This is a genomic window from Flavobacterium psychrotolerans, from assembly GCF_003097635.1.
In the GTDB taxonomy this organism is placed as follows: Bacteria; Bacteroidota; Bacteroidia; order Flavobacteriales; family Flavobacteriaceae; genus Flavobacterium; species Flavobacterium psychrotolerans.
Genome location: NZ_QCZI01000005.1, coordinates 132909 through 157694, shown reverse-complemented (window position 1 = coordinate 157694; position 24786 = coordinate 132909). Strand labels below are relative to the sequence as shown.

General features: G+C 34.7%; 23 protein-coding genes and 1 tRNA gene. 14 read left to right on the top strand and 10 right to left on the bottom strand.

Translation table 11 applies throughout. The annotated features are described in order from the left end of the window. Nucleotides 1-5 precede the first annotated feature (5 nt). The gene (locus tag DB895_RS05785) at nucleotides 6-1334 is read right to left on the bottom strand and encodes an aspartyl protease family protein (RefSeq protein ID WP_116724416.1); all 1329 of its coding nucleotides are present in this window, start codon (nucleotides 1332-1334) and stop codon (nucleotides 6-8) included. A gap of 128 nt (nucleotides 1335-1462) precedes the next feature. On the opposite strand from DB895_RS05785, the gene DB895_RS05780 reads away from it, so the two are divergent. Continuing rightward, nucleotides 1463-2656 (top strand): pyridoxal phosphate-dependent aminotransferase, encoded by a 1194-nt coding sequence (locus DB895_RS05780; RefSeq protein WP_116724415.1) that lies wholly within the window; start codon nucleotides 1463-1465, stop codon nucleotides 2654-2656. A gap of 86 nt (nucleotides 2657-2742) precedes the next feature. On the opposite strand, the gene DB895_RS05775 is transcribed toward DB895_RS05780, so the two are convergent. The 5 genes from DB895_RS05775 to DB895_RS05755 all read right to left on the bottom strand — a co-directional run bounded on the left by DB895_RS05775 (nucleotide 2743) and on the right by DB895_RS05755 (nucleotide 8238). Further along, nucleotides 2743-3633 (bottom strand): Ppx/GppA phosphatase family protein, encoded by an 891-nt coding sequence (locus tag DB895_RS05775; protein ID WP_116724414.1) that lies wholly within the window; start codon nucleotides 3631-3633, stop codon nucleotides 2743-2745. Between the two features lie 15 nt (nucleotides 3634-3648). Further along, a complete protein-coding gene (ppk1, locus tag DB895_RS05770; RefSeq protein ID WP_116724413.1) occupies nucleotides 3649-5778 on the bottom strand; it encodes a polyphosphate kinase 1 in 2130 nt (709 codons plus the stop codon). 4 nt (nucleotides 5779-5782) lie between these two features. Beyond that, on the bottom strand, nucleotides 5783-6268 hold the full coding sequence (locus DB895_RS05765; protein WP_116724412.1) for a SixA phosphatase family protein: 486 nt from the start codon (nucleotides 6266-6268) through the stop codon (nucleotides 5783-5785). 530 nt (nucleotides 6269-6798) lie between these two features. Then, on the bottom strand, nucleotides 6799-7704 hold the full coding sequence (locus tag DB895_RS05760; RefSeq protein ID WP_116724411.1) for a TIGR01777 family oxidoreductase: 906 nt from the start codon (nucleotides 7702-7704) through the stop codon (nucleotides 6799-6801). A gap of 81 nt (nucleotides 7705-7785) precedes the next feature. Next, nucleotides 7786-8238 (bottom strand): DUF4442 domain-containing protein, encoded by a 453-nt coding sequence (locus DB895_RS05755; protein ID WP_116724410.1) that lies wholly within the window; start codon nucleotides 8236-8238, stop codon nucleotides 7786-7788. A 290-nt stretch (nucleotides 8239-8528) separates the two neighbouring features. Here DB895_RS05755 and DB895_RS05750 point away from each other — a divergent pair, with 290 nt between their 5' ends. The 13 genes from DB895_RS05750 to DB895_RS05690 all read left to right on the top strand — a co-directional run bounded on the left by DB895_RS05750 (nucleotide 8529) and on the right by DB895_RS05690 (nucleotide 19112). Continuing rightward, nucleotides 8529-8984, top strand: a complete 456-nt coding sequence (locus tag DB895_RS05750; RefSeq protein WP_116724409.1) for a DUF4870 domain-containing protein — start codon at nucleotides 8529-8531, stop codon at nucleotides 8982-8984. Nucleotides 8985-9033: 49 nt separating this feature from the next. Then, complete coding sequence (locus tag DB895_RS05745) at nucleotides 9034-9363, top strand: PadR family transcriptional regulator (protein ID WP_116724408.1); 330 nt, start codon at nucleotides 9034-9036, stop codon at nucleotides 9361-9363. Between the two features lie 5 nt (nucleotides 9364-9368). Next, nucleotides 9369-11072 carry a PspC domain-containing protein gene (locus DB895_RS05740; RefSeq protein WP_116724407.1) on the top strand — a complete coding sequence of 568 codons (1704 nt, stop codon included), beginning with the start codon at nucleotides 9369-9371 and terminating at the stop codon, nucleotides 11070-11072. Between the two features lie 2 nt (nucleotides 11073-11074). After that, complete coding sequence (locus DB895_RS05735; protein ID WP_116724406.1) at nucleotides 11075-11803, top strand: head GIN domain-containing protein; 729 nt, start codon at nucleotides 11075-11077, stop codon at nucleotides 11801-11803. 167 nt (nucleotides 11804-11970) lie between these two features. Next, the gene (locus DB895_RS05730; protein WP_116724405.1) at nucleotides 11971-13653 is read left to right on the top strand and encodes a Na/Pi cotransporter family protein; all 1683 of its coding nucleotides are present in this window, start codon (nucleotides 11971-11973) and stop codon (nucleotides 13651-13653) included. A 151-nt stretch (nucleotides 13654-13804) separates the two neighbouring features. Beyond that, nucleotides 13805-15076: an NRAMP family divalent metal transporter gene (locus tag DB895_RS05725; protein WP_116724404.1), complete on the top strand. Its 1272-nt coding sequence runs from the start codon at nucleotides 13805-13807 to the stop codon at nucleotides 15074-15076. Between the two features lie 115 nt (nucleotides 15077-15191). Beyond that, nucleotides 15192-16079: a carbon-nitrogen hydrolase gene (locus tag DB895_RS05720; RefSeq protein WP_116724403.1), complete on the top strand. Its 888-nt coding sequence runs from the start codon at nucleotides 15192-15194 to the stop codon at nucleotides 16077-16079. A gap of 2 nt (nucleotides 16080-16081) precedes the next feature. Continuing rightward, on the top strand, nucleotides 16082-17122 hold the full coding sequence (locus DB895_RS05715) for an agmatine deiminase family protein (protein ID WP_116724402.1): 1041 nt from the start codon (nucleotides 16082-16084) through the stop codon (nucleotides 17120-17122). Nucleotides 17123-17216: 94 nt separating this feature from the next. Beyond that, the gene (locus DB895_RS05710) at nucleotides 17217-17438 is read left to right on the top strand and encodes a hypothetical protein (protein ID WP_116724401.1); all 222 of its coding nucleotides are present in this window, start codon (nucleotides 17217-17219) and stop codon (nucleotides 17436-17438) included. A gap of 22 nt (nucleotides 17439-17460) precedes the next feature. Then, on the top strand, nucleotides 17461-17604 hold the full coding sequence (locus tag DB895_RS05705) for an SsrA-binding protein (protein WP_116724400.1): 144 nt from the start codon (nucleotides 17461-17463) through the stop codon (nucleotides 17602-17604). An 84-nt stretch (nucleotides 17605-17688) separates the two neighbouring features. Continuing rightward, nucleotides 17689-17762 (top strand) — tRNA-Arg (locus DB895_RS05700). A 206-nt stretch (nucleotides 17763-17968) separates the two neighbouring features. Next, nucleotides 17969-18538 carry a pentapeptide repeat-containing protein gene (locus tag DB895_RS05695; RefSeq protein WP_116724399.1) on the top strand — a complete coding sequence of 190 codons (570 nt, stop codon included), beginning with the start codon at nucleotides 17969-17971 and terminating at the stop codon, nucleotides 18536-18538. Nucleotides 18539-18644: 106 nt separating this feature from the next. Further along, nucleotides 18645-19112: a hypothetical protein gene (locus tag DB895_RS05690; protein WP_116724398.1), complete on the top strand. Its 468-nt coding sequence runs from the start codon at nucleotides 18645-18647 to the stop codon at nucleotides 19110-19112. Between the two features lie 226 nt (nucleotides 19113-19338). Here the strand turns inward: DB895_RS05690 and DB895_RS05685 are convergent, their stop codons facing one another. The 4 genes from DB895_RS05685 to DB895_RS05670 all read right to left on the bottom strand — a co-directional run bounded on the left by DB895_RS05685 (nucleotide 19339) and on the right by DB895_RS05670 (nucleotide 24786). Continuing rightward, nucleotides 19339-20517: an L-lactate MFS transporter gene (locus tag DB895_RS05685; protein ID WP_116724397.1), complete on the bottom strand. Its 1179-nt coding sequence runs from the start codon at nucleotides 20515-20517 to the stop codon at nucleotides 19339-19341. Between the two features lie 23 nt (nucleotides 20518-20540). Then, nucleotides 20541-21317, bottom strand: a complete 777-nt coding sequence (pflA, locus tag DB895_RS05680) for a pyruvate formate-lyase-activating protein (RefSeq protein ID WP_116724396.1) — start codon at nucleotides 21315-21317, stop codon at nucleotides 20541-20543. 97 nt (nucleotides 21318-21414) lie between these two features. After that, nucleotides 21415-23664, bottom strand: a complete 2250-nt coding sequence (pflB, locus tag DB895_RS05675) for a formate C-acetyltransferase (protein ID WP_116724395.1) — start codon at nucleotides 23662-23664, stop codon at nucleotides 21415-21417. Nucleotides 23665-24111: 447 nt separating this feature from the next. Next, nucleotides 24112-24786 (bottom strand): ABC transporter ATP-binding protein, encoded by a 675-nt coding sequence (locus DB895_RS05670; protein WP_116724394.1) that lies wholly within the window; start codon nucleotides 24784-24786, stop codon nucleotides 24112-24114.

The following is a 24786-nucleotide window of genomic DNA, read 5'->3' as shown; positions in this document are numbered from 1 at the left end:
TTTTTTTATAGAATACTTTTAAGTTGAAATTTGAATTTTAGGATTCGGCCGTTTCTTTCGATTTCAAAATCCATCCATTTTCCTTCCTCAGATTTGAGAATTTCGTTGATTCCTTGTAACGAATATTTGTATCCCGGGGAATTGTTTATTTTGATTAGTATATCTCCTTTCTTAAGCCCGCATAGCTCTGCAGGCGAATCCTTTCTAATATTGGCAATGGTATAAACAGGTTTTAATGAAAATTTATACTTGAAATTAGAGTTGATTTTATTTCCGTTTTCATCAAAAGTATTGTCATTTATTGCAACGGTTTGAAGCGGTACTGTTTCTTGAACCCATTGCATTCCTTCGTTCTGCAATTCGATTCCACTCATGTTATATTGAAATGGAGCGTCAAAATGATTGCTTTTTCTTAAAAAGAGTTGGTTGTTTTTATAATTAAAAATAATTGAAAACCGTTTGAATATTTCGCCACCTATTGATCCAGCCCTATTTTTTACCATAGTTACACTTTTTATTGAATTCGAATCGGGCATGGCAATAATTGGATTTTGAAATTCAAATTTATCAATCTTGAATTTTGAAATTCTTGTTCTTTTTCCTAGAACATCCCCGCTGAATCCCTTTCCCAAAAAATCATCGAAACTCTTTTCTGGTATTTGAAATGCAGCATTTGTATCTTGAAACAACCAAAGCGCATCGCTGTTTCCTAAATCAAGAAGTAATTTTGCAGAAATTTCTTTTTCGGCTATGGTAACTAGGGCTTGCGTATAGGGTTTATTTCTTTCGATAGAAATGGGAATTTGGACATATTTTTTATTGATTTTTTTTAGGATTTTATCATTTTCATTGTAAATGATTATCTTCTTTCTGTCATAATCAATTTCTATCAAATTATTTTTAAAAAAAGAATATCCAATAATTCCGTTAACTGGAATGCCAATATGAGTGGAGAAATTGAAACTTTGGTCTAAAACGATATACAAATCATGATGCCTATCGGTAAAACCGTTACTGGACAAAATATTATTTTTGGATTTTAGTCCTTCAACTGATTCCTCGTTGCCCAGGCCTCGCAATTTTATTTTCTCTACATTGTTTAAATTTAATCCTTCCTTATCATCAAGACTCAATAGAATGGTTTCTTCTACGCCAGTATCTAACAGGAAATTTAATTCAACTCCGTTTACATTTATGGGAATAAAAATTAAATTATTAATGAGTTGAAAAGGAATCTGTATCTTTTTTTTATTAGTATCCAACTGGAATCCCTGTTGCGAAAATGCAAATTGCCAAAAAGTGAAAACAATAAAAAAAATGAATCTAATTTTCATGATGGATTTAATCTTTTATAAAATTAAAAAAAATAATTACGATAAAGCCTTCTTTAAGTAATATATAAAGCAAAACAATTGGTACGCTATAAAAAAAATTGCAAATTTGCACCACAAAAAAAATCATTATGCCTAAAATTTCGAACAAAGGGAAACAAATGCCAGAATCACCAATTAGAAAATTGGCTCCCTTTGCGGAAATAGCTAAGAAAAAAGGCCATAAAGTATATCATTTAAACATTGGACAACCTGATATAAAAACGCCCGAAATAGCTATTAATGCTATAAAAAATATCAATTTAAGTATTTTAGAATACAGCCATTCTGCCGGTAATGAAAGCTACAGAAGAAAATTATCCGAATTTTACAAAAAACAGCATGTAGCGGTAGATTTTGAAGACATGATAATTACAACTGGAGGCTCTGAAGCCTTGTTATTTGCATTGGGCACCATCATGGATCAAGGGGACGAAATCATCATTCCGGAACCTTTTTATGCTAATTATAGTGCTTTTTCAACAGCATCGGGCGGTAGTGTAATTCCCGTGATTTCTACCATTGAAACCGGTTTTGCACTTCCTGCAATTTCAGAATTCGAAAAATTAATAACACCAAAAACGAAGGCCATATTGATTTGCAATCCAGGAAATCCCACGGGATATTTGTATTCTAAGGATGAAATGATGCAATTGGCAGCACTTGTTAAAAAATACGATATCTTCTTGATTGCTGACGAAGTCTATCGTGAATTTATTTATGATGGTGATACTCATTATTCTGTTATGAATATTCCGGGACTGGAAGAACATGTTATCATGGTGGATTCCGTTTCAAAACGGTATAGCATGTGTGGAGCCAGGATAGGATGTTTGGTTTCAAAAAACAAAGAAGTAATGGCAACGGCCATGAAATTTGCACAAGCTAGATTGAGCCCGCCAACAGTGGAACAAATTGCCTGTGAAGCTGCTATTGATACCCCTGATAGTTATTTTGAAGAAGTAATCTCAGAATATAAAGGTCGCAGAGATACCTTAATCGCCGAATTAAATAAAATTGAAGGAGTAATTGTTATCAAACCTAAAGCGGCATTTTATTGTATTGCACAACTTCCAGTTGATAATACGGATAAATTTGCACAATGGCTTTTAGAAAGCTACGATTTTAATGGTGAAACCGTAATGGTAGCACCAGCTGCAGGATTCTATTCGACACCGGGAATGGGGTTAAACCAGGTGAGAATTGCCTATGTCTTGAATAAAGAAGATTTAATTCGTTCTGTTCAAATTTTGAAAGAAGCCATTAAAGTTTATAATTCTATATAGTTTTAAAATAAATATTTAATTTCAATACGTTTTAAAAAAGAGGTTTCTCCATAATGTGAGAAACCTTTTTTTTTGAATATCCCATACTAAATTTGACCTGAATACATCGCTTTTATTATTCCGTCTGACAATCCTATTTTTGGTACATAGATATTTTTTGCACTACTCCATTTCATGGCATTGAGATATATTTTTGTTGCTAAAACGATAACGTCCGCTCGGTCTGGATTTAACCCTAATTCAGAGATGCGCTGTTCATAAGTTAATGAGTTGAGAAAGGCATATCTTTTTTGAATATAAAAATAAGATAACGGTTTGTCTTGTTGTTTTCCAGACATTTTAAATAATTTATTGATGTTCCCTCCAGATCCAATAAGGGAAACATTTTCAAATTTTTCGGTATGAGTTTTAATCCATTTTTCAATTTCATGCCAAACCAACTCATTGACCATATTGTTTAAAAGACGTACCGTACCAATTTTAAATGATTTTGAAACAATCATCTTTTTATTAGAAAACAAGGAAAACTCGGTGCTTCCACCACCAACATCCACAAATAAATAGGTATTCTCCGTTTTTAAAAGATAATGTAAATCGGTTGAAGCAATAATAGCCGCTTCCGTTTTGCCATCGATAATTTTAATTTCGAGATCAGCTTTTTTATTGATGATTTCCAGAACTTCATTTCCGTTAATGGCTTCTCGCATGGCTGATGTGGCCAATGCAACATACCTTTCTACTTTGTGTACTTTCATCAACAACTTAAAGGCTTTCATGGCATCAACCATACGGTCAATATTTTCTTCAGAAATTTCGCCAACGGTAAAAGCGTCTTGACCTAAACGAATAGGAAGACGAACTAAGGCATTTTTACTGAAATGGGTTTCTTTTCCGTGTTCTTCAACAATATTTGCCACCAACAATCTCATGGCATTGGAGCCAATGTCTATTGCGGCATATTTTTTTATGTTAATCATGTTTAATTTTAAGATTTACGATTGGGTGCCTGTTATTTGGACGTTATCTACAACATGCTCCATTCGATTTTTATAGTAGTTATACATTTCCAATTGAGCCCTAAAAATGGGATTTTGTCCACGAACTCGATATTTATTGTCTAGTTTTTCTGAATGATAGCGCGCTTTTACGTTTCCTTTCCAGCCTATATCAAAAATATCAATCAATTCCTTTTTAATGTTTTCGTCATAAATTGGACAGGTTACTTCTACCCTGCCGTCCAGATTTCGAGTCATAAAATCGGCGGAAGAAATAAATACTTCAGGTTCTCCACTATTTGCAAAAATATAAACCCGAGAATGTTCTAAATAATTATCGACAATACTTATGGCTTCTATGTTTTCGCTCATGCCCTTAACTCCTGGAATTAAGGAACATATACCTCTTATTTGTAGTTGAATTTTAACTCCAACTCTACTTGCTTTGTACAATCGGTCTATCATGTGATAATCCGATAAGCTATTCATCTTTAATTTTATATACGCTTCGTTTCCTAATAATGCATTATCTATTTCACGATCAATTAATTTATAAAATCGAGTTCTAGTATAATGAGGGGAAACGATTAAATGTTTGTAACGATACACTCTGAAATTTACATCGAAAAAATCAAATACTTTATCTATGTCTTTTAAAATTTGCTCATGACTAGTAAAAAGAGTAACATCCGTATAGACTTTTGCAGTAGATTCATTAAAATTTCCAGTCGAAATTAATCCGTATAATTTTAATTTATCCGATTCTACTCTTTCAATTACGCATATTTTACTGTGTACTTTTAAGCCCTTTATTCCGAAAATAAGATTGATTCCTTCAGTTTGCATTTGCTCTGCATAGTAAATATTACTAGCCTCATCGAATCGTGCTTGGAGTTCGATTTGTACCGTAACTTTTTTTCCGTTTTTAGCGGCATTAATAAGTGAACTTACAATTTGAGAATTTTTTGCAAGACGATACAATGTAATTTTGATAGTGGTTACTTTTGGGTCTAAAGCAGCCTCTCTTAAAAATTTAATTAAATAGGAAAAGGATTGATAAGGAGCGTGAATCAAGTAATCTTTCTTACTGATTTTATCTAAAATGCTCCCTTCTAAACCCAATCCACAGACTGGTAAAGGCTCATTGGTTTTATATAATAAATCAAACCGACCGAGGTTAGGAAAATCCATATAATCCCTTCTATTGTGGTATTTTCCTCCAGGAATTACGCTATCGGTTGCGTCAATATGTATTTTGGAAATGAAAAATTTAAGAGTATCTTTTTCTATCTGTTGGTCATAAATAAAGCGAACAGGTTCTCCAATTCTTCTGTCTTTTACACTTGTTGCAATTTTTTCGAGCATACTTTTACTTAAATCACTGTCAATTTCCAATTGGGCATCACGTGTAATTTTTATCATGTGTGCAGAAATACTTTCATAATCAAAAATATTGAAAATTTTGCCCAAGTTATGACGAATCACATCATCCAAAAATATGATATGCTTTTTTTCATTACAAGAGGGTAAAACCACAAATCGGTTAATGGTTTTAGGTATTTCAATAATGGCATACCGGATTTCCTGTCTTGATTTTTTTGGATTTAAAAATGATCTTGACTGTTTGGATGGCTTCATGACCAACTTAATGGCGAGATATCCTACGCTGTCTTTAAGCACCGGGAATTCGGCCAAATCATTTAAAATAATTGTGACTAAAGCCGGACTGACTTTTTGGATAAAAAAATCTTTAATGAAAATTTCTTGTTCTTCAGAAATTTCATTTTCATTTATCATAAAAATGTTTTCATCCTGTAGTTTTTTGTCTATGATACTTAATATTCTCAAACTTTCCGATTGCTGTTCAATAACAATTTCCGTAATGTCATTAAGCAATTGTTTAGCACTAATTCCGCCTAAAACACTTTCTCCAGAAACTCCTGACAGGCTTAATCTTCTGACTGCGGCAAAACGAACCCTAAAAAATTCATCCAAATTATTAGAGAAAATTCCTAAAAAACGTAACCGATCAAGTAAAGGAACTGTTTCATCTCCAGCTTCCTGTAATACTCTTGCGTTAAAAGCCAACCAGCTTTTTTCCCTATCTATATATTTGTTATTCGTCATATATTTATTTTAAATCTTTTGGAAATATTATTTTGTTGATTTTGCCTTTGCCTATAGATTGCCAATTTTCGGAATGAAATTGCATGGATACAAACCCCGATGTAGGAATATTTTCTATAAAAACATCCCCAAATTTATTAACAAAATTTGTAATAGCCTCATTATGCCCAAAAAGAATAACATTATCATAATCATTATTGCAAGATTTGATGATTTTTTCTAATTTTTTTTCGTCAAAAGTATAGAGGTCTTCCCTAAAAGTGATATTTTCTATGGGATAAGAAATGTTTTGGGCAAAAATAATGGCGGTCTCCGAGGCTCTCTTTGCCGTGCTACTCCACATCAAAAACGTTTTGGGTAAATATGGTATACACTTTGAGGCCACCAAATGTGCATCAGTAACTCCTCTAATATTTAAAGGTCTATCAATATCCTGAAGGGGAACATCCCAACTTGATTTGGCATGTCTTATAATGATTAGATTTTTCATATATAGATACTATTTGTTTTTTATTGGATGTGATATCGCCATTGTTCATCAATGTTTGTGATTTCGAATCATGCCGATTTTATATACAGAAATTTTTTATTATTTCCAATTGGTATTCTTAGCGCCATCAATCGCCTCTGATTTATGATTTGGATGATTGTCAAATTTAGATGTAAATTATATTTAGTATTAACGAAGCATAATTTTTTTAATAATGTTTGACAATAATAAGCCTTTCATACAAAAATATATTGTTGATTAATGACGATATCAGAATTCAATTATCAGGTTACAATTTACAAAATAAATAATTAAGGGAATGTTTAATTCGATAATAATTGAAGGTTATTTTTGGCTTATTCCTAATAAATACGACAAAAATAAACGCTTCGATTTCAGAATTAAGTAATAGGATTTAATAATCAAAACAATATGTTTTTTTGGGGTAAACATGTAACTAAAAAGGCTTTGCCTTTTTAACTGAGGATCATTTTAGCGATTAATGCAGTAAATAAAAAACATCACTACTTTCATACTAATATGTTTTCTAAAGCATTTTCTACTCTGGGATATTGAAACGTGAATCCGGTACCAAGGGCTTTTTGGGCACTTATGTTTTTATCGGTAAACAAAAGTTCGTGCATTTCCCCTAACAATAGACTCATTACAAATTCTGGCATATTAGGCATAAATAATGGTTTGTTTAGTAAGTTAGCGATTGTCTTAGTGAGCATTTCATTTGTTACAGGATTTGGAGCCACGGCATTATAAATACCTTCCCAAGAGTTTTGTATGGCAAAAAAGTACATGGCAGCTAAATCGTGTAAATGAATCCAAGACTGCATTTGTTTTCCATCGCCAAATGGCGAGCCAAGTCCTAATTTTATGGGCTTAATCATTTCTACTAAGGCGCCGCCTTTATTAGATAAAACAATTCCGGTTCTCAATTTACAGACTTTAATATTCAGTAGTTGGAACTTATCGACACTTTCTTCCCATTTAAGAACTACATTTCCTAGAAAATCATTCTCAATAGCTTTTGATTCTTCGGTATAAATTTCGGTGGAACTATTCGGGTAAATTGCTGTTCCTGAAGCTGACACAATTTGTTTGACTTGGTTGGGATTCTCTTTTAGGGCTTTGAAAAGTGCATTTGAAGAAAATATTCTACTTTCTATGATTTCTTGTTTGTATGCTTTTGTCCATCTTCTTGAGATGGATGCTCCCGCTAAATGAATGATTGCATCCACTCCCATCAAACAATTTTCATCTATGATTCCTTGCTCTGGATTCCAAAAAAAACCTTTGTAATTAAGTTGGTTTTCAATTTTTCTTTTAGAGGTGGTAAGATAATGAACGCTAACCCCATTTTGCAATAACAGGGAAACAATTTCGGTACCGATAAGTCCCGTTGCTCCAGTAATTAGAATTCTCATTTTTATTTCAAAGTTAATTATCTATATTTGATATCAGTACAATATTAGGTTCGAATTAACGATTGTGTACTTCTCAAAAAATTATTTTGCCCTTACACTCCATTCGAAATCCATTTCAGAAACCTGTTCCCCTTTTTCGTTAATTCCAATAGATTTCATCCAGAAGGTTTGTCCTTCGCCAGTAGCTAGGGTTTGACGGATGGCATTTTCAATCAAATGCCCATCTTTGCAAATAAAATCAATCCGACCAGTCGCTTTTTTTGAAAAGTTACTTTTGTTATTTGCTACTAACATAGATATGGATTTTCCACTTTTCGCCACTTGATTCATGACCATGGCGCCTGTAGAAAGCTCTGCAGCCATTGCCTGCACTGCAAAATAAATGGAATTGAACGGATTTTGATTGATCCATCGGTGCTTGACGGAAACGGTACATTGCATTTCATTTATATTTTTTACTCTTACACCACAAAAAAAAGCCGAAGGCAATTTGAATAATAGAAAAATATTGATTTTCCGAACTGTAGAATTCATTGCTTTTATATTTTCCGAAATGTAATGTATTTTTTTAGGGTAGCATTTAACAATCTGTTATTTCTTTCTATAATACATTCCAATACCTTATAAATACTAGAAGTACAAGTTATAATGTTTTTTTTTAATTTTTCATAGATGTTAATTTTTTGTTAACATACACTACTATGCGAAACAAGATACTGTCTTTTAGATATATATTTGCATAAGAAATTACTATATGATTTTAAAACAGTGTGTCAACATGATTTCAAAATATAATTTACACTTAACAAATATATTTTACAAATATGAAAACAAATAGCAATAATAATACAGCAACATTGATTCACTTAAGTGCATTGTCTCAATATTTTATTCCGTTTGGGAATTTTATATTTCCCTTACTTATTTGGAGTTCGACTAAGGACAAATCCGAAAATCTTGACGCTCAAGGAAAACAAGTTTTGAATTTTCAGTTGAGTTTGTTTATGTATTCTTTAGCATTAGGATTAATCGCAATTCCAATATTTATTGTAACGGTTTTGAAAAACATTTCCATTATTGAAATTTCTAATAATGATGCGTTTCCCATTAAAAATTTCAATATAGAGCACATCAACGGAATTGTAATTGTTGCCATAATTGCAGTAGTCCTTTTGCTTGCTATAAAAATTGCCGAGTTTTTCTTAATCCTATTGGCATCTGTAAAAGCATCAAACGGAGAAATATATAAATATCCATTTACAATTCCGTTTTTAAAATAAATCATCAATCAAAAAATGAATAGTTTAACAAAAAAATCAAAAATGAATCATGAACATTGAAAACACAAAAGCCCAGATGCGAAAAGGTGTTCTCGAATTTTGTATCTTATCTGTATTAAAGGAAAAAGATGCCTACACATCCGAGATACTTGACACTTTGAAAAACGCAAAATTACTTGTGGTGGAAGGAACCATTTATCCGCTACTAACAAGATTAAAAAATGACGGATTGCTCAATTACCGTTGGGAAGAATCTACCTCGGGACCACCAAGAAAATATTATGGACTGACCGAAATAGGACAAACTTTTTTAAATGAATTAAATAGCACTTGGACTGAATTGTCTGATGCAGTAAATATAATCACAAACCAAAAATAATAGTCATGAACAAAACTGTAAACATAAATTTAGGCGGAATGTTCTTTCACATTGACGAAGATGCTTACCAAAAACTATCTCGTTATTTTGATGCCATAAAGCGTTCCTTATCCAACTCAAATGGTCAAGATGAAATCATTAAAGACATTGAATTGCGCATTGCCGAATTGATAACCGAAAAACACACTAGCGACAAACAGGTTATTAATTTGAAAGAACTAGACGAAATTATTGCCGTAATGGGTCAACCAGAAGATTATAGAATTGATTCTGATGGGGACGAATCTCAAAAAAATAATTTCAATGATACAAATAGAGTTCATAAAAAATTATATCGAGATAAAGAAAAAGGTTCAATCGCAGGAGTTTGTACGGGTTTAGGTCACTATTTTGGAATTGATTCTGTTTGGATTAAAATTTTATTCTTGGTATTAGCATCGACTAGTTTTGGAATTATTGCTTATATAATTCTATGGATTGTAATGCCGGAGGCTGTTACCACGTCTGAAAAACTGGAAATGACAGGTGAGCCAATAACCATTTCTAATATTGAGAAAAAAGTTAGAGAAGAGTTTGAGACTGTTTCAGAAAAATTCAAAAATGCTAATTATGACAAAATGGGAAACCAAGTTAAAACTGGTTTCGGAAAATTTATAGGAGAAATCGGCGACGTATTTGCAAGTATTTTCAAAATTTTTGCAAAAATTCTAGGCGTGATTTTGATAATGACAAGTTTGGTAACACTAGTTATTTTGTTTATTGGAGTGTTTACTCTAGGCTCTACCGCTTTTATCGATTTTCCTTGGCAAGACTTCGTGAATGCTGGTAATTTTTCAGATTATCCTATTTGGGCTTTTGGAGTATTGATGTTTTTAGCCATTGGAATTCCGTTCTTTTTCTTGTTACTTTTGGGATTCAAATTATTGTCTCCAAGCATCAAATCGATTGGGAATATTGCAAAATACACCTTATTGGCACTTTGGCTCATTGCGATTGGGATTTTAATCAGTATTGGCATTAAACAAGCGACAGAATTTGCTGCTAATGGAAGAATCGTTAAAAAGGAAACCATTCAATTGAAAGATAAAGATACACTTTTCATCAAATTCACGCACAATGATTTTTTTGCCAAGGATGTCAACGAGCACAATAACTTTATGATAACCCGGGATTCTTCAAATGTTCACGTGATTTATTCAAATAAAGTAAGCATTCACATTTTGAAAACCGATGAAAAACTGCCTTACCTTCAAATTGAAAAAGAAGCCAAAGGAAAATCATTGGCGGAAGCAAGAAAAACGGCTGAAAAAATTAGATATGGCTATAAAATTATTGGGAATCAATTGATTTTGGATAATTATTTATTGACCGATTTTAAAAATAAATACCGAGACCAAGAAGTAGAACTCTTTTTGTACGTACCGGAAGGAACCCTTTTAAAACCAGACAGTAGTGTTCAAGACTATGATGATTCTGATGATTCCTTCTTTAATTTACATTTCACTTCAGACAATTATGTCTATAAAGCGGAAAGTTCACAAGTAAAATGTTTGAATTGCCCTCCAGAAGAAAATGAGTGGAATGATATTGAAAATGATACTATAAATGATATTGAATTGAAAATTAATGGAAAAGACATCATAAATAAAGAAAATAAAACAAGTACCATAAAAATTGACAAAAACGGAATTCTAATTAAAACAAAGTAGCCATGTTAAAATTTTTTATTCTACTAACTAAAATCGTGGTTATGACCGCGATGGGGTTACTTTTCGCCTCTTGCCAATTTCAGGGCATAAAAGGAAGTGGAAATGTAACTTCTGAAAACAGATTAATCGAAGGGACTTTTAAAAGTATTGAAGTAGAAAACGGACTCGATGTTGTACTGGAACAATCCGATAAATTGGAAGTGATGGTTGTTGCAGATGATAATTTGCAAAAACACATCCTTACTAAAGTAAAGAATGGGGTTTTAATTATTACTTCAGATTACAAAAATTATATCAATGTGAAATCCAAAAAGGTAATCGTAAAAATACCTGTAATTGAATCAGTTGAAGTGAGCAGCGCAGCAAATTTAAGTTCAAGAAACACCCTTAAAAGCGAAAATATTTCCATAAAATCAAGTAGTGGTGCATCCGTTAAAATTACAATAGAAGCTGAAAAAGCATCTTGTGAATCGTCAAGCGGAAGCCAAATAACCCTAGATGGGAAAGCGATTAACCTGGAAATATCTTCCTCAAGCGGTAGTACCATTGATGCTGAAAAATTACTCTCGAATGATATTATCGCCAATGCCTCCAGCGGAAGTTCGATTGATGTTTACCCTTTAGTAAGCTTAAATGCAGAAGCCTCTAGTGGTGCAAACGTAAATTACCATAATCTCGCAAAAAACATAAATAAAAAATCCAGTTCTGGTGGAAGCGTAAATAAAGAATAAGAAAATGTAATTCCAAAAATTTATTTCAAAAGAATAGGGTTTAACTTTTTAATTAGGGTTAGGCCCTATTTCTTTTAGGGATATTCAAGCTCGTAAGCCATAGTGACGAAATTTTAAAATTTGATATTGGACGATTTTATCATTAACTTTAATAGAATTTATGGCTTATGGAAATTCTTAATTCAATCCTGAAATTGGCTGCTGGTATAGGTTTATTCCTTTATTCCATGTACTTGCTCGAAGAGTCATTAAAAAATCTTTCGGGGAGGAATTTCAAACTCTTTTTGCAACGCAGCACAAAAAACAAAATCGCCGCTGTGGCGAGTGGTACATTGGTAACGGGCATTCTTCAGAGTAGCTCTATGGTTTCGTTGATGGTTTTGGCTTTTGTAGGTGCGGGAGTATTTACCATGAAGAATGCTTTGGCAATTATTCTGGGAGCAAATCTGGGAACCACACTCGCAAGCTGGTTAGTTGCGACACTTGGTTTTAAATTGAATTTAGAGATAGTTGCCTACCCCGCTTTATGTATTGGGGGGGTATTGTTAATATTGTTCCGGAATCGAAAAATAGCTAAATATAGCTCCTATTTTCTTTTCGGATTTGGTCTATTGTTCATTAGCATTTCCTTTATGAAAGCAGCGATGGAAGCACAGGTTAAGAACTTTGATTTTTCAGAATATGCATACATGCCACAGATTATTTTTTTGCTCATTGGATTTATTATTACCCTAATTATTCAATCAAGTTCTGTTACTATGGCTCTTACGTTGAGTGCACTTCACGCCGGAGTGATTGGTTTTCCTATGGCTGCGGTTATTGTCCTTGGTTCAGAAACGGGTACCACAATTAAAATAGTTGTGGGAGCCATTGGTGGCAATGCTTCAAAAAAGCGGGTGGCTCTTGGGAATCTCCTTTTCAATCTCTTGCTTACGGCAATTGTTTTCATGATGCTAAAACCCATTTTGGTACTGATTACCGATATTTTAAGCATTAGGGATCCGCTCATTAGCTTGGTTGCTTTTTCAAGTCTGATTAATTTTATGTCCATTGTACTTTTTCTTCCTTTTTTGGAGCGGTTTGCTAAATTTCTGGAACGATTTTTTAAGGATACCGATGCTTCAGCTGCAGCTTTTATAGGGCATGCCACAATTGCCGAACCTGAGACGGCTTTGGATTTATTCCGAAGGGAAACGGAATATTTTATCCACAATTCCATGTATTTTAATCTGGAACTATTTGGCATTAAAACCAAATCATTTCAGGAACATTCCGATTTCAGAAAAATTAATGAGAAAAGAAATTTCCATTCAAAAATTCCAGAGGAAAAATATGAATTTCTCAAACAATTGCAAGGCGAATTACAAGCATTTTATTTAGCGTTTCGGGTAAAATTAGAGGGCGAGCAAAATTCTGAACTCAACCAATTGATTTCTGCCGTTCGCAGTTCCATGCACTCCGTTAAAAGCATGAAGGACATTGGAACCAACATCATCAACCTCAAACAATCATCAAAAAACATTAAATACAATTTTTTTATACACCATAAAAAAGAAACAGAAAAGCTATACCATCAATTCAACACACTCCTCTTTCATGATGAAAAAACACGTTTTGAAGTGCTTCGACAAATCTTTGATTCCATCCAAAATAACTATAGTTCAGCTCTAAATGGTTTTTACATTGAGGCACAACATGCTCCTATTGAAGATATAGACATCACTACAATTATTAATTTTAACCGAGAACTTTTTACTTCCAATAAAGCTATGCTGATGGCCATAAAAGATTTTCTATTGGAAGAAAAACTGGCGGAGGATTTTAATGAATTGCCCGTATATAAAACATAAGATGTTTCAGGGAAAAAACAAGCCCTGAAACAGTAAAAATTTAAGTTTTTTCCGTACTTTTATTGCAATATTTCTATTCAGAATCTTAAAAATAATTCAATTGATGTATTTTTAGGTATACAGTTGTAATTAATTCAACATCCACTATAAAATGAATACCAGAATACCAATTTCAAAAAAGCTTCTTCATTTCTGGAAATTACTGGGTCCTGGGCTTATAACTGGTGCGAGTGACGATGACCCTTCCGGTATTGCAACCTATTCGCAGGCGGGTGCAGCTTACGGGCTTTCAACGTTATGGACAGCGCTTATCGCTTTTCCGCTGATGGCCTCCATTCAGCAAATGTGTGCTAAAATTGGTTTGGTAACTTCACAAGGCTTAACTGGAGCACTCAAAAAAAATTACCCAAAACCTGTTTTGTATCTCATGCTGTTGTTTAGTTTTCCTGCTATTGTGATGAATATTGGCGCCGATATTGCAGGAATGGGTGCCGTGGGAAATTTACTGTTCCCTAAAATTGAGGCTACTTTTTTTAGTGTTTTTTTTACGGTAATTCTATTGTTGTTAATTGTTTATTTGCCCTATCAAAAAATTGCGGCAATTCTAAAATATCTGTGTATCGTACTTTTAGTGTATCTGGTTGTCCCTTTTTTGTACTCACAAGATTGGATCCGGATTATTAAGGCTACGGTAATTCCAACCATAAAATTCAACAAGGATTATATTAGTATTCTTGTGGGAATTCTTGGCACCACCATTTCTCCTTATCTTTTCTTTTGGCAGGCCTCTATGGAAGTCGAAGAAATGAAACACAAAAATAAACACCTCATGGTGGACAAAAAGGTCATTTACGAAATGGAAGAAGATGTAGATTTCGGTATGTCTTTTTCAGGTTTGGTCATGTATTTTATCATTCTTACCACGGGCACCGTTTTGTATAATGGAGGCATTCACCAAATAGATACCGTTGAGCAGGCCGCTCTGGCCTTAAAACCATTGGCAGGTAATTCCGCCTATTTACTCTTTGCCATTGGGGTTATTGGCACAGGCCTTTTAGCCATTCCTGTATTGAGCGGTTCTCTTTCCTACATCATTGCAGAAACCTTTGGTTGGGAAGAGGGACTTGACAAAAAATTTCATGAGGCAAAAGCATTCTATATTGTGATTGCAATTTCACTTCTGTTGGGATTATCGTTGAATTACATTGGGATCTCTCCTATTAAAGCGTTGATTTATACCGCCATTCTTTACGGATTAACCGCTCCAGTTTTGATTGCCATTATTCTCCATATTTGCAACAACAAAAAAGTGATGGGCATCTATACCAATGATAGAAAAGCAAATGCACTGGGGTTTATAGCACTAATTATTATGAGCGTTGCCGCCATGACTTTAATTTACTTTCAATTTACGGATAATTGAGTATGATTGTTAGAATTTCATCCAATAAAAAACTTCATTATTTCCTGTTTTTTCCAAATTCCTTTACCGCTTCTCTTTATAAAAATAACTATTTTTGCAATCTAAATTTTTATCCATGCCAAAGAGTACATATAAAATAGCCGTCATTCAATTGAATCTAAATGACGTTGCCGAAAACAACCTGAAAAAATGTTTAAGTTGGGTTCGGGATGCTGCCAGCCAAGGTGCCGAGGTTATTTCGCTACCCGAATTATACAGCAGCCATTATTTTTGTCAAAGTGAAGATGTTGCTAATTTTGCCTTTGCAGAACCACTTTATAGTACCTCGTTTACGGCTTTTAGCGCCTTGTCGAAAGAACTGGGAGTGGTTATTATTGTTCCTTTCTTCGAAAAAAGAATGGCAGGAATTTATCATAATAGCGCTTATATCATTGATGCCGACGGTTCGGAAGCGGGATTGTACCGCAAAATGCACATTCCCGACGACCCACATTTTTATGAGAAATTCTATTTCACACCGGGTGATTTAGGATTCAAGGCCTTCCCTACTCAAAAAGGAAAGATAGGAACCTTAATTTGCTGGGATCAATGGTATCCTGAGGCAGCGAGACTAACCGCTTTGCAAGGTGCGGAAGTCTTATTTTATCCAACGGCAATTGGCTGGCATCCTCTAGAAAAAGAAGAGTATGGCGAAAACCAGCATGGTGCATGGATGAACGTCATGAAAGGTCATGCGGTGGCCAATGGCATTTATGTTGCCGCTGCAAACAGAATTGGATTAGAACAGTATTTACCGGATACAGCCGGAATTCAATTTTGGGGTTCTTCGTTTATTGCGGGACCACAAGGCGAAATTTTGGCGCAAGCCTCACACGACAAAGAAGAAATTCTTATTGCCGAAGTTGACTTGGAGATACAAGAAAATGTGCGTCAGAATTGGCCCTTCTTCAGAGATCGAAGAATTGATGCTTTTGGAGATATCACAAAAAGAGCAATCGACTAATCATGAGTACAACCAACCGAAGATTTCCTGCTGAATGGGAAAAACAACAAGTCATTTTACTCTGTTTTCCACATAATGGCAAAGATTGGCCGGGAAAATACGAAGCCATACAATGGGCTTTTATCGAATTCATAAAAAAAGTGGCCACTTTTGAGCAAGTAATATTGGTTGTTGCCGATGAAAAACTGAAAGAAAAAGTAGCCGGAATGCTTGAAACGGCCCATGTAAATGTGACAAATGTTTCCTTTATTATTCAAAAAACCAATAGAAGTTGGATGCGCGATTCAGGTCCGATTATCGTAAAAAATGGAGATCAAAGAGAAGCCTTGAATTTCAATTTTAACGGCTGGGCAAAATACAAAAATTTCCAATTGGATAAACTCGTTCCTTCTAAAGTTAGCGAATTTCTGAACATTCCGTTGACCCAAGTCATGTACAAAGGAAAACCAGTTATTGTAGAAGGTGGCGCGATAGACACCAACGGAAAAGGGACTTTGCTGACTTCAGAAGAGTGCTTGTTGCATCCCGATATTCAGGTTCGAAATCCCAATTTCACTAAGGCAGATTACGAGGTGGTATTTAAAGAGTATTTGGGAATTACCAATGTGATTTGGTTGGGAGACGGCATTGAAGGAGACGATACCCACGGACATATTGATGATTTATGCCGATTTGTGAACGAAGACACTATTGTTACCATTGTAGAGACAGATCCTAATGACAGCAATTATGCGCCTTTGCAAGACAATTTAAAACGACTGCAAAATGCCAAACTGGAAAACGGAAAATCCCCTATAATTGTAGCGTTACCCATGCCCAAACGGCTCAATTTTGATGGACTGCGTTTGCCGGCCAGTTATGCCAATTTTCTGATTTTAAATAATTGTGTGTTGGTGCCCACTTTTAACGATAGCAAGGATCGTGTGGCTTTAAACATCCTTTCCGAATGTTTTCCTGATAGAGAAATTATAGGTATTAGCGCCATCGATTTGATTTGGGGATTTGGTACGATGCATTGCCTGAGCCAGCAAATCCCAATGTAAAAAGATAAATCGAAACATGTAATCAGAACCAAGACGAATTAATACCTGCTAACGGGAAATTGATTAGTTTTGCACCATTAAAAAATAAAATAAAATGTCAAAAGGAATATATACTGGAATTATTGAAAAAGACGCGAACGGAAACTATTTCTGCGGCGAATTTCTGTTAGATTATCAAATGGTTTCCAAAGGATTTAATCTGGGAGACAAAATTACAATCAAAACGTCAATTGTGAATCCTAGTGATAAATCGTATGCCGATTATCCAAAGAAAACGAGAAATTTTGCTCTTGCAAATGACAAGCCGGAATACTAAATTTCAGATAAAATCATCTTGTATGTTCAAAATATTAGCCCAAATAAACAAACTATTTTTGCCGAGTTTTACCAAGCAACGATTGGATTTAACCAAAGCCAAGAAATGGCAAATGGCAATTATAGGCTGGCGTTATTATGTAACTGCAAGAGCATTAGATTGTTGATTTTTTATTCGAAAAATATTTCATATAATTTCATATTTAGGTTTGCAAGATTAACAAAATTACCTATATTTGCACCCGAATTAAGGCCTTGTGGCGCAACTGAATAGCGCACTTGATTACGGCTCAAGAGGTTACTGGTTTGAATCCAGTCAAGGTCACGAATAAAAAAAAGTCTAAAAATAATCAAGATTACTTGAAATTATTTTTGGGCTTTTTATTTTTTCAAAGCGAAGCTTTGTGGATGTTGTGAAGCAAAATCTAAAAAAAAATAGATTGAAATCTCCAATTGAAAAAGACTTTCCGTTTCCAATCTGGAGTCGATCGAGTGCAATTCGGTCAAATTTATAACCCCACAACTAAAGCAATGGCGGACTATTTCCTAGATATTCAATACAACAATCTCGTTTATGGTAAGCAGGAAGTTAATTTCAAGGAATTCGAATGCTGTACTTTTAACCATTGCGATTTCTCCCAATGCGTATTTCTGTCCGTTACTTTTATCGATTGCATTTTTAATGATTGTAATTTCAATACCGCCAAAATCAATTATGTGGCGCTAAGAACGGTAACCTTCAACCATTGTATGATGAAAGAAGTCAATTTTGCCATGTGCGACAAACTTATTTTTGAAATTGCCTTTAACCATTGCATACTCGATTTCTCGAAATTTTATACGTTAAAGCTAAAAGGAACATCATTCGTGGATTGCAGCCTGATAGCCGTAGATTTTATGAGTACCGATTTGACCGAAGCCATTTTTGATACCTGTGATTTGTACCGTTCCGAATTTGCGAAAGCCATTGCCAACAAGGCCAATTTTAAAACCAGTTCCAACTACACGATTGACCCAACAAAAACCAAAATCAAGAAAGCCGTTTTCTCTTTAAAAGGCTTAAGAGGGCTTTTGGTGAAGTATGATGTTGTGGTGGAGTGATTATTTGATATATTTACGAATGCTTATTAATGATTGTATTTTCTGTATTTGAATATGGGACACGTGCTAATTTAGACATTACCCGCAATTTTAAAACACTAATCTGATGAAAACACTCTTATTCTTCCTTGTAATTCTTTCTCAATATTGTATTGCGCAAAGCCCAAAACCTTTTGAAACTTGTCGTAAAACTATTACTTACACTGTTGATGATTGGGTATTACGAAAAAAAGTAGGAATGGACTTAACCATTCCGTTTTCTAATCCAAAATTTGGAGGTGGGGTCGAAGAATTAAAAAAATATTTCAAAGCAAATTCACTTTCTAATTCTAATACTTTTAGAATTTTAATTGGTTTCATAGTAAATTGTAAAGGTCAGATTGGCGACTTTCAAATTGTGAGCGATGAGATAGGAGATTTGGTAATTTTATCTGAGCAAGTTTTAGAAATAGTAAAAAAAATGCCGCGAAAATGGAAACCAGCGACTTCAAAAGAAGGAAAACCTGTTGATTCATACCAAGTTATTCAATTCACTATAATAAAAGGTAAATTTAGAGATGTTGAATACAAATAAAAACTGCTGGTAACAGTTAGAGTTTCGTTGCGTGGCTCGTTTGCAAAGAGTTCCCTACTCCAACAAAGCGTTTCCAATGAGGGATATTACCCTAATTTAATAAAAAAATATTGAATGGAATTCCAACTACACGATTGACCCAACAAAAACCAAATTAAAAAAAGCAATTTTTTCGTTGAAGGAAGTAAAAGGACTCTTGTTCAAACACGAACTCGTCATTGAATAATTATGCTGGAATCAACGTTTTTGCAAGTAATCCTTTTAGCCAAAATCCTACAGTCAAGGCAACAATCAACAATATGGAAAAGAGATAGAAAATGGTAATTTCCGTACTTAGTCCCAACAATAATGGTCCAACAAATGCTGCTGCGGACCAAGCCGTCAAGATATAACCGAATACTTGTCCGTAATTTTCAGTTCCAAAAATGCTTTTCACGAAGGATGGCATTGTGGCAAAACCAGCGCCGTAACCTGCAATAATGATATAAGTCAAGATTTGAAAAGAGATAGAATTGGTCGAAAAACTGGGAATTAAAGCAAAACAAATTCCGTTTATTCCCATAAAAAGCATAAAAGTGGTCCAACAGCCAATTTTATCCGAAATACTGGACCAGAACAAACGCCCAATACCATTAAATAAACCAACAATGGCCACAAACATCGTCGCTTGTGTTGCAGACATTCCAACTACTTCTACCCCAAGAATAGCCGCTTTCGAGATGATTGCGATCCCGCCACATACGTTCAGGAACAACAACAACCAAAGCGCCATAAAACGTTTGTCGGTTATAATTTCTTTTGGAGTCAAATCTACATGTGTGAGCTGAGTAGTAACAACATTTACAGGATTTGCCAAATACAAAGCACTTAACAGCATACAAATTCCATAGCCAATTCCCAGTGTGGCAAAGGCTCCGGACAATCCCATGGAAGCAATTAATGGACTAATCAAAAAAGAAGCCAACAAGGAGCCCAAGGCAAAAGACATAATAATAATCCCGGATGCCAATCCTGGTTTATCTGGAAACCATTTTACGACCGTATAAACCGGAACCACATACCCAAATCCTAAACCAATGCCTTGCAAAACACCAAAAGTCAAGTAAAACAGGTAGATGGAGCCTATATTTACAGCCAATGCACTTCCCAACAATCCTATGGTTAAAAACAGGGTTGCCAATAATCCCGCTTTGGTTGGCCCCACTTTTTGGGCAAATTTACCCATAAAAGCTGCCGTTAATCCTAAAAAGCAAATGGCTAAACTAAACCCTATTTTGGTATCATGTGCATCCCAATTCAATACTTTTGATAAAGGTTCGATCCATTTGCTGTACGCATAAATAGACCCGATTGACAGCTGCATAATCATTCCAGCCAAGACAATCAAATATTTATTCTTTTTCATTTCTTAAATACTTTTTATTGAATTTATTTTACTTTCACGTTATCCAAATACAGACTAAAAATGGCTTTTACTTTTTCCAAAGTTTCAGCTGTTGGAGATGCGGTATCTGCAAGCGCATATTCCATATTCAACAATTCCCATTTGTGTTTTCCCAATTGGTGAAAAGGAATAATCTCCACCCTTTCAACTGTTTTATAACCTGAAAAATGTTTCGCCCATTCATGCAAATATTCCTCTTGATCCGTCCATCCCGGAACCAAAACATAGCGTAACCACATTGGTTTACCTGTGCTTTCGCGGTATTCTGCCACTTTCAAGGTGATGGAATTGTTCAAACCGGTCAATTTTTTGTGCCATTCTTCGTTGATGTGTTTTACATCCAACAGCAGCAAATCGGTTCTGTAGAGAACTTCCTTTGTTTGTGCATCCAAAACGCGTCCATTCGAATCCAGGCAGGTATTGATACCTTGTTCGTGCAATCGATCAAAAAAAGTAATCAATTTGGATCTTTGCAGCAAAGGTTCTCCGCCTGAAACGGTGACTCCGCCTTGCTTTCCAAAATAAGATTTTTGTTTCAATGCTTTAGTAACGAGTTCATCGATGGTGACCAATGAACCTCCGTGAACATCTATTGAATCGGGATTTTGACAATACAAGCATCGAAATTGGCATCCTTGAACAAATACGACCATCCGTATTCCGGGACCATCATGAGTTCCAAAGGTTTCCAACGAATGTATTCTCAAGGAATCAAAGTCGGTATCGTTTAATAGATGGTTGGGTTGTTCTGGGAAATACATATTTTATTTTTTAATTGATTTGATGCTATTCCTTTAAAAAATAATTTAAGGAATAGCATCAAATAAAGCCTACGTTTTTTTGAAGTTTTTCAATCAATTACATCGTGTCATGGAAAGTTCTACTGATTACTTCCAGTTGGTGCGCTTTTGACAAACGTACAAAATTAACAGCATAACCAGAAACACGGATGGTTAATTGAGGATAATTTTCAGGATGATTGTAAGCATCTAACAAGGTTTCTTTGTTTAGAATATTCACATTCAAGTGATGGGCATTTCTTCCAAAATAAGCATCCAATGTGGTGGTTAAATTGCCAACTTGTTCTTCTAAATTATTTCCTAATGATTTGGGAACCATAGTGAAAGTATAAGAAATTCCGTCTTGGGCATCATTATAATTCAATTTACTTACTGAATTTAAAGAAGCTATCGCTCCGTTTTCATCTCTTCCGTGCATTGGATTGGCTCCTGGAGCAAAAGCCTCGCCAGCTTTACGCCCATCTGGAGTTGCACCAGTATTAGAACCGTACATCACATTTGAAGTAATGGTCAACAATGAAAGTGTAGGTGTTGAATTTTTATACGTTTTATGTTTTCTCAACTCGTCGATAAAGATTTTGGTCACTTCCTGTGCAATGCTATCCACTCTATCATCGTCATTACCAAATTTTGGAAAATCTCCTTCAATATTAAAATCTTCGGTTAATCCGTATTCGTTTCTGATTGGAGTTACTTTGGCATATTTAATGGCTGACAACGAATCGGCAATAATTGAAATTCCGGCAGCACCATAAGCAATGTCAATATTTGGATTAGAGTCAATCAAGGCCATTTGAGCTCTTTCGTAATAATATTTGTCGTGCATGTAATGAATGATGTACATGGATTTTGCATAGACACGAGCTACTTCTGCCAATGTTTTTTTAAAAGATTTCATTACAGTGTCGTAGTCTAAAACTTCATCATCCATTTCCGAAATGTTGTTCACTACTTGCACTCCTTGAGCTTCTTCCCTCCCACCATTCAAGGACATTAAAAGTGCTTTAGGCAAATTGGCACGAGCCCCAAAGTGTTGAATTGTTTTACCAATTTGTTGGTACGAAACGCAACAAGCAATACCATAATCGTCTGAACCACGATTACCTCTCATCAAATCGTCATTTTCGTATTGAAGAGATGAAGTGTCGATGGAAACTTGAGCACAAAAATCTTTGAATCCTTGTGGCAATTTTTCAGACCAAAGAATAGTCAAGTTTGGTTCTGGAGACGCTCCTAAGTTATAAAGTGTTTGCAAGAATCGGAAAGAAGTTTTGGTAACTTTGGTTCTTCCATCATACAATTGACCACCAATGGCTTCGGTAACCCAAGTTGGATCTCCACCAAAAATAGCATCATAAGCACTTGGACGTAGGTGACGCACCACGCGCAATTTCATTACAAATTGGTCAATGTATTCTTGGGCTAGAACTTCATCAATGATTCCAGCTTCGAGATCATTTTGTATATATACATCTAAGAATGAAGAAACATTACCCAAAGACATTGCAGCTCCATCTTGTTCTTTAACCGCACTTAAATATCCTAAATAAGTAAACTGAACCGCTTCATGCGCATTTACTGCCGGTTTTGAAATGTCAATTCCATAAGTCAGCGCCATTTTTTTCATATCAAGCAAGGCATTGATTTGATCGGCAATTTCTTCGCGCAAACGTACTTTGGCATCGTCCATATTGCCAGTTACATTTACTTTATCTGTTTTCTTTTCGGCAATCAATCTATCAATTCCGTAAAGAGCCACTCGTCTAAAATCGCCAATGATTCTTCCTCTGGCATAGTTGTCAGGCAAACCAGTCAATACGTGTTTCGAACGGTAGGTTTTAATTTCACTGTCATAAGCGTCAAATACGGCTTGATTATGGTTTCTGGCGTAATTAAAAATATCAACTACTCTATCCGAAACTTTTAATCCTCTTTCTGCAACAGCAGATTGCACCAATTGGATTCCTCCAAAAGGTTTCATTGCTCTTTTTAAAAGTTCGTCTGTTTGAAGTCCTACAATAGTTTCGTTTTCTTTTTGAATATATCCAGGTCCAAAAGAAGTAAGGTTGGAAATCACTTCGGTATCAATGGCCAAACAACCATCATTTTCTCTTTCTTTTAAAAGCGATTTTTTACAAACATCCCAAAGTTTAGTGGTTCTGTCTGACGGGCCTACAAGAAAACTAGCATCCCCTTCATACGATTTGATGTTTTGGACAATGAAATCGTGTACATTAATTGTATTGTTCCAAACTCCTTTATTCAAGACCCCTTTATTAAGCGATTCTCTTTCTACTAAATTTTCCATTTTTTGATGTATTAATTATCTATTCTTTTTGGATATATTTTATCTTACTTTTCTATATACTAAATTTACGAAATATGTAAATAGACTACATATTCTATGAGTTATTTAGCAAAACAGCAGTTCTTATCTAAAATAAATGTGTATTCCTTTTTTTTTATATCGTACTTAATCACTTATGAATCTTTTTTAGCTTTTTTTGAATACAAAAAGCAAAATAGCTCTAACGATGTAGTTTTTTAATTTTCTATTTATGGGTCATTTTCTTCTGGAAAACTGGAAATCGGCACTTTTTTTCTTTAAATAATATAGAGAAATATTATAAGAAGCATACAACAGTATAGCTCATTATGTATGCATTACAAACAATAAAATTCCTGTTGAAGTCATCAATAAACTCAGATTGAACTCACTAATGAATTAACTGCGTCTCTTCATCTAAATTGCCCTTCAAACAATCCTCCCGTCTTCCATCGTAATGATTCTGCTGGTTCTTTGGGCAAAATCAGTATCGTGGGTAACAATAAGTAACGTTTGGTTTCTTTCTTGGGTCAGTTTGTTGAAAATATCAAAAACGAGGTCACTGTTCTTCTGGTCTAGATTTCCCGTAGGCTCATCCCCCATAATAATTAAAGGATCATTTATCAAGGCTCGGGCAATGGCTACACGTTGTTTTTGTCCACCACTCAACTGATTGGGCATTTTCAGGGCCTGGTCTTCCATGTCTAGGGTTTTTAAATGCTCCATGGCGCGGTGTTCTACTTCCTGCTGAGAATGTTTCCCTAACTTCATACCAGGAAGCATGACGTTTTTTAAAACGTTATATTCCGCAAGCAAATAATGAAACTGAAACACAAACCCAATATTCTCATTTCGGATTTTAGCCAATTCGTTGTCCCGTTTTCCGGTAATCTGTTGCTCATTGATGAATAATTGGCCTTCATAATCGGTATCCATAGTAGAGAGCAAGTACAGCAGAGTCGATTTTCCACAACCCGATTTTCCCACAATCGAAACAAATTCACCGTGGTCAACACTCATGCTGATTTCCTTGAGCACCTGAAATTTCACGGGCTCATAAAAATATTTGGATAAACCAATGGCCTCGAGCACTTTATTTCCCAT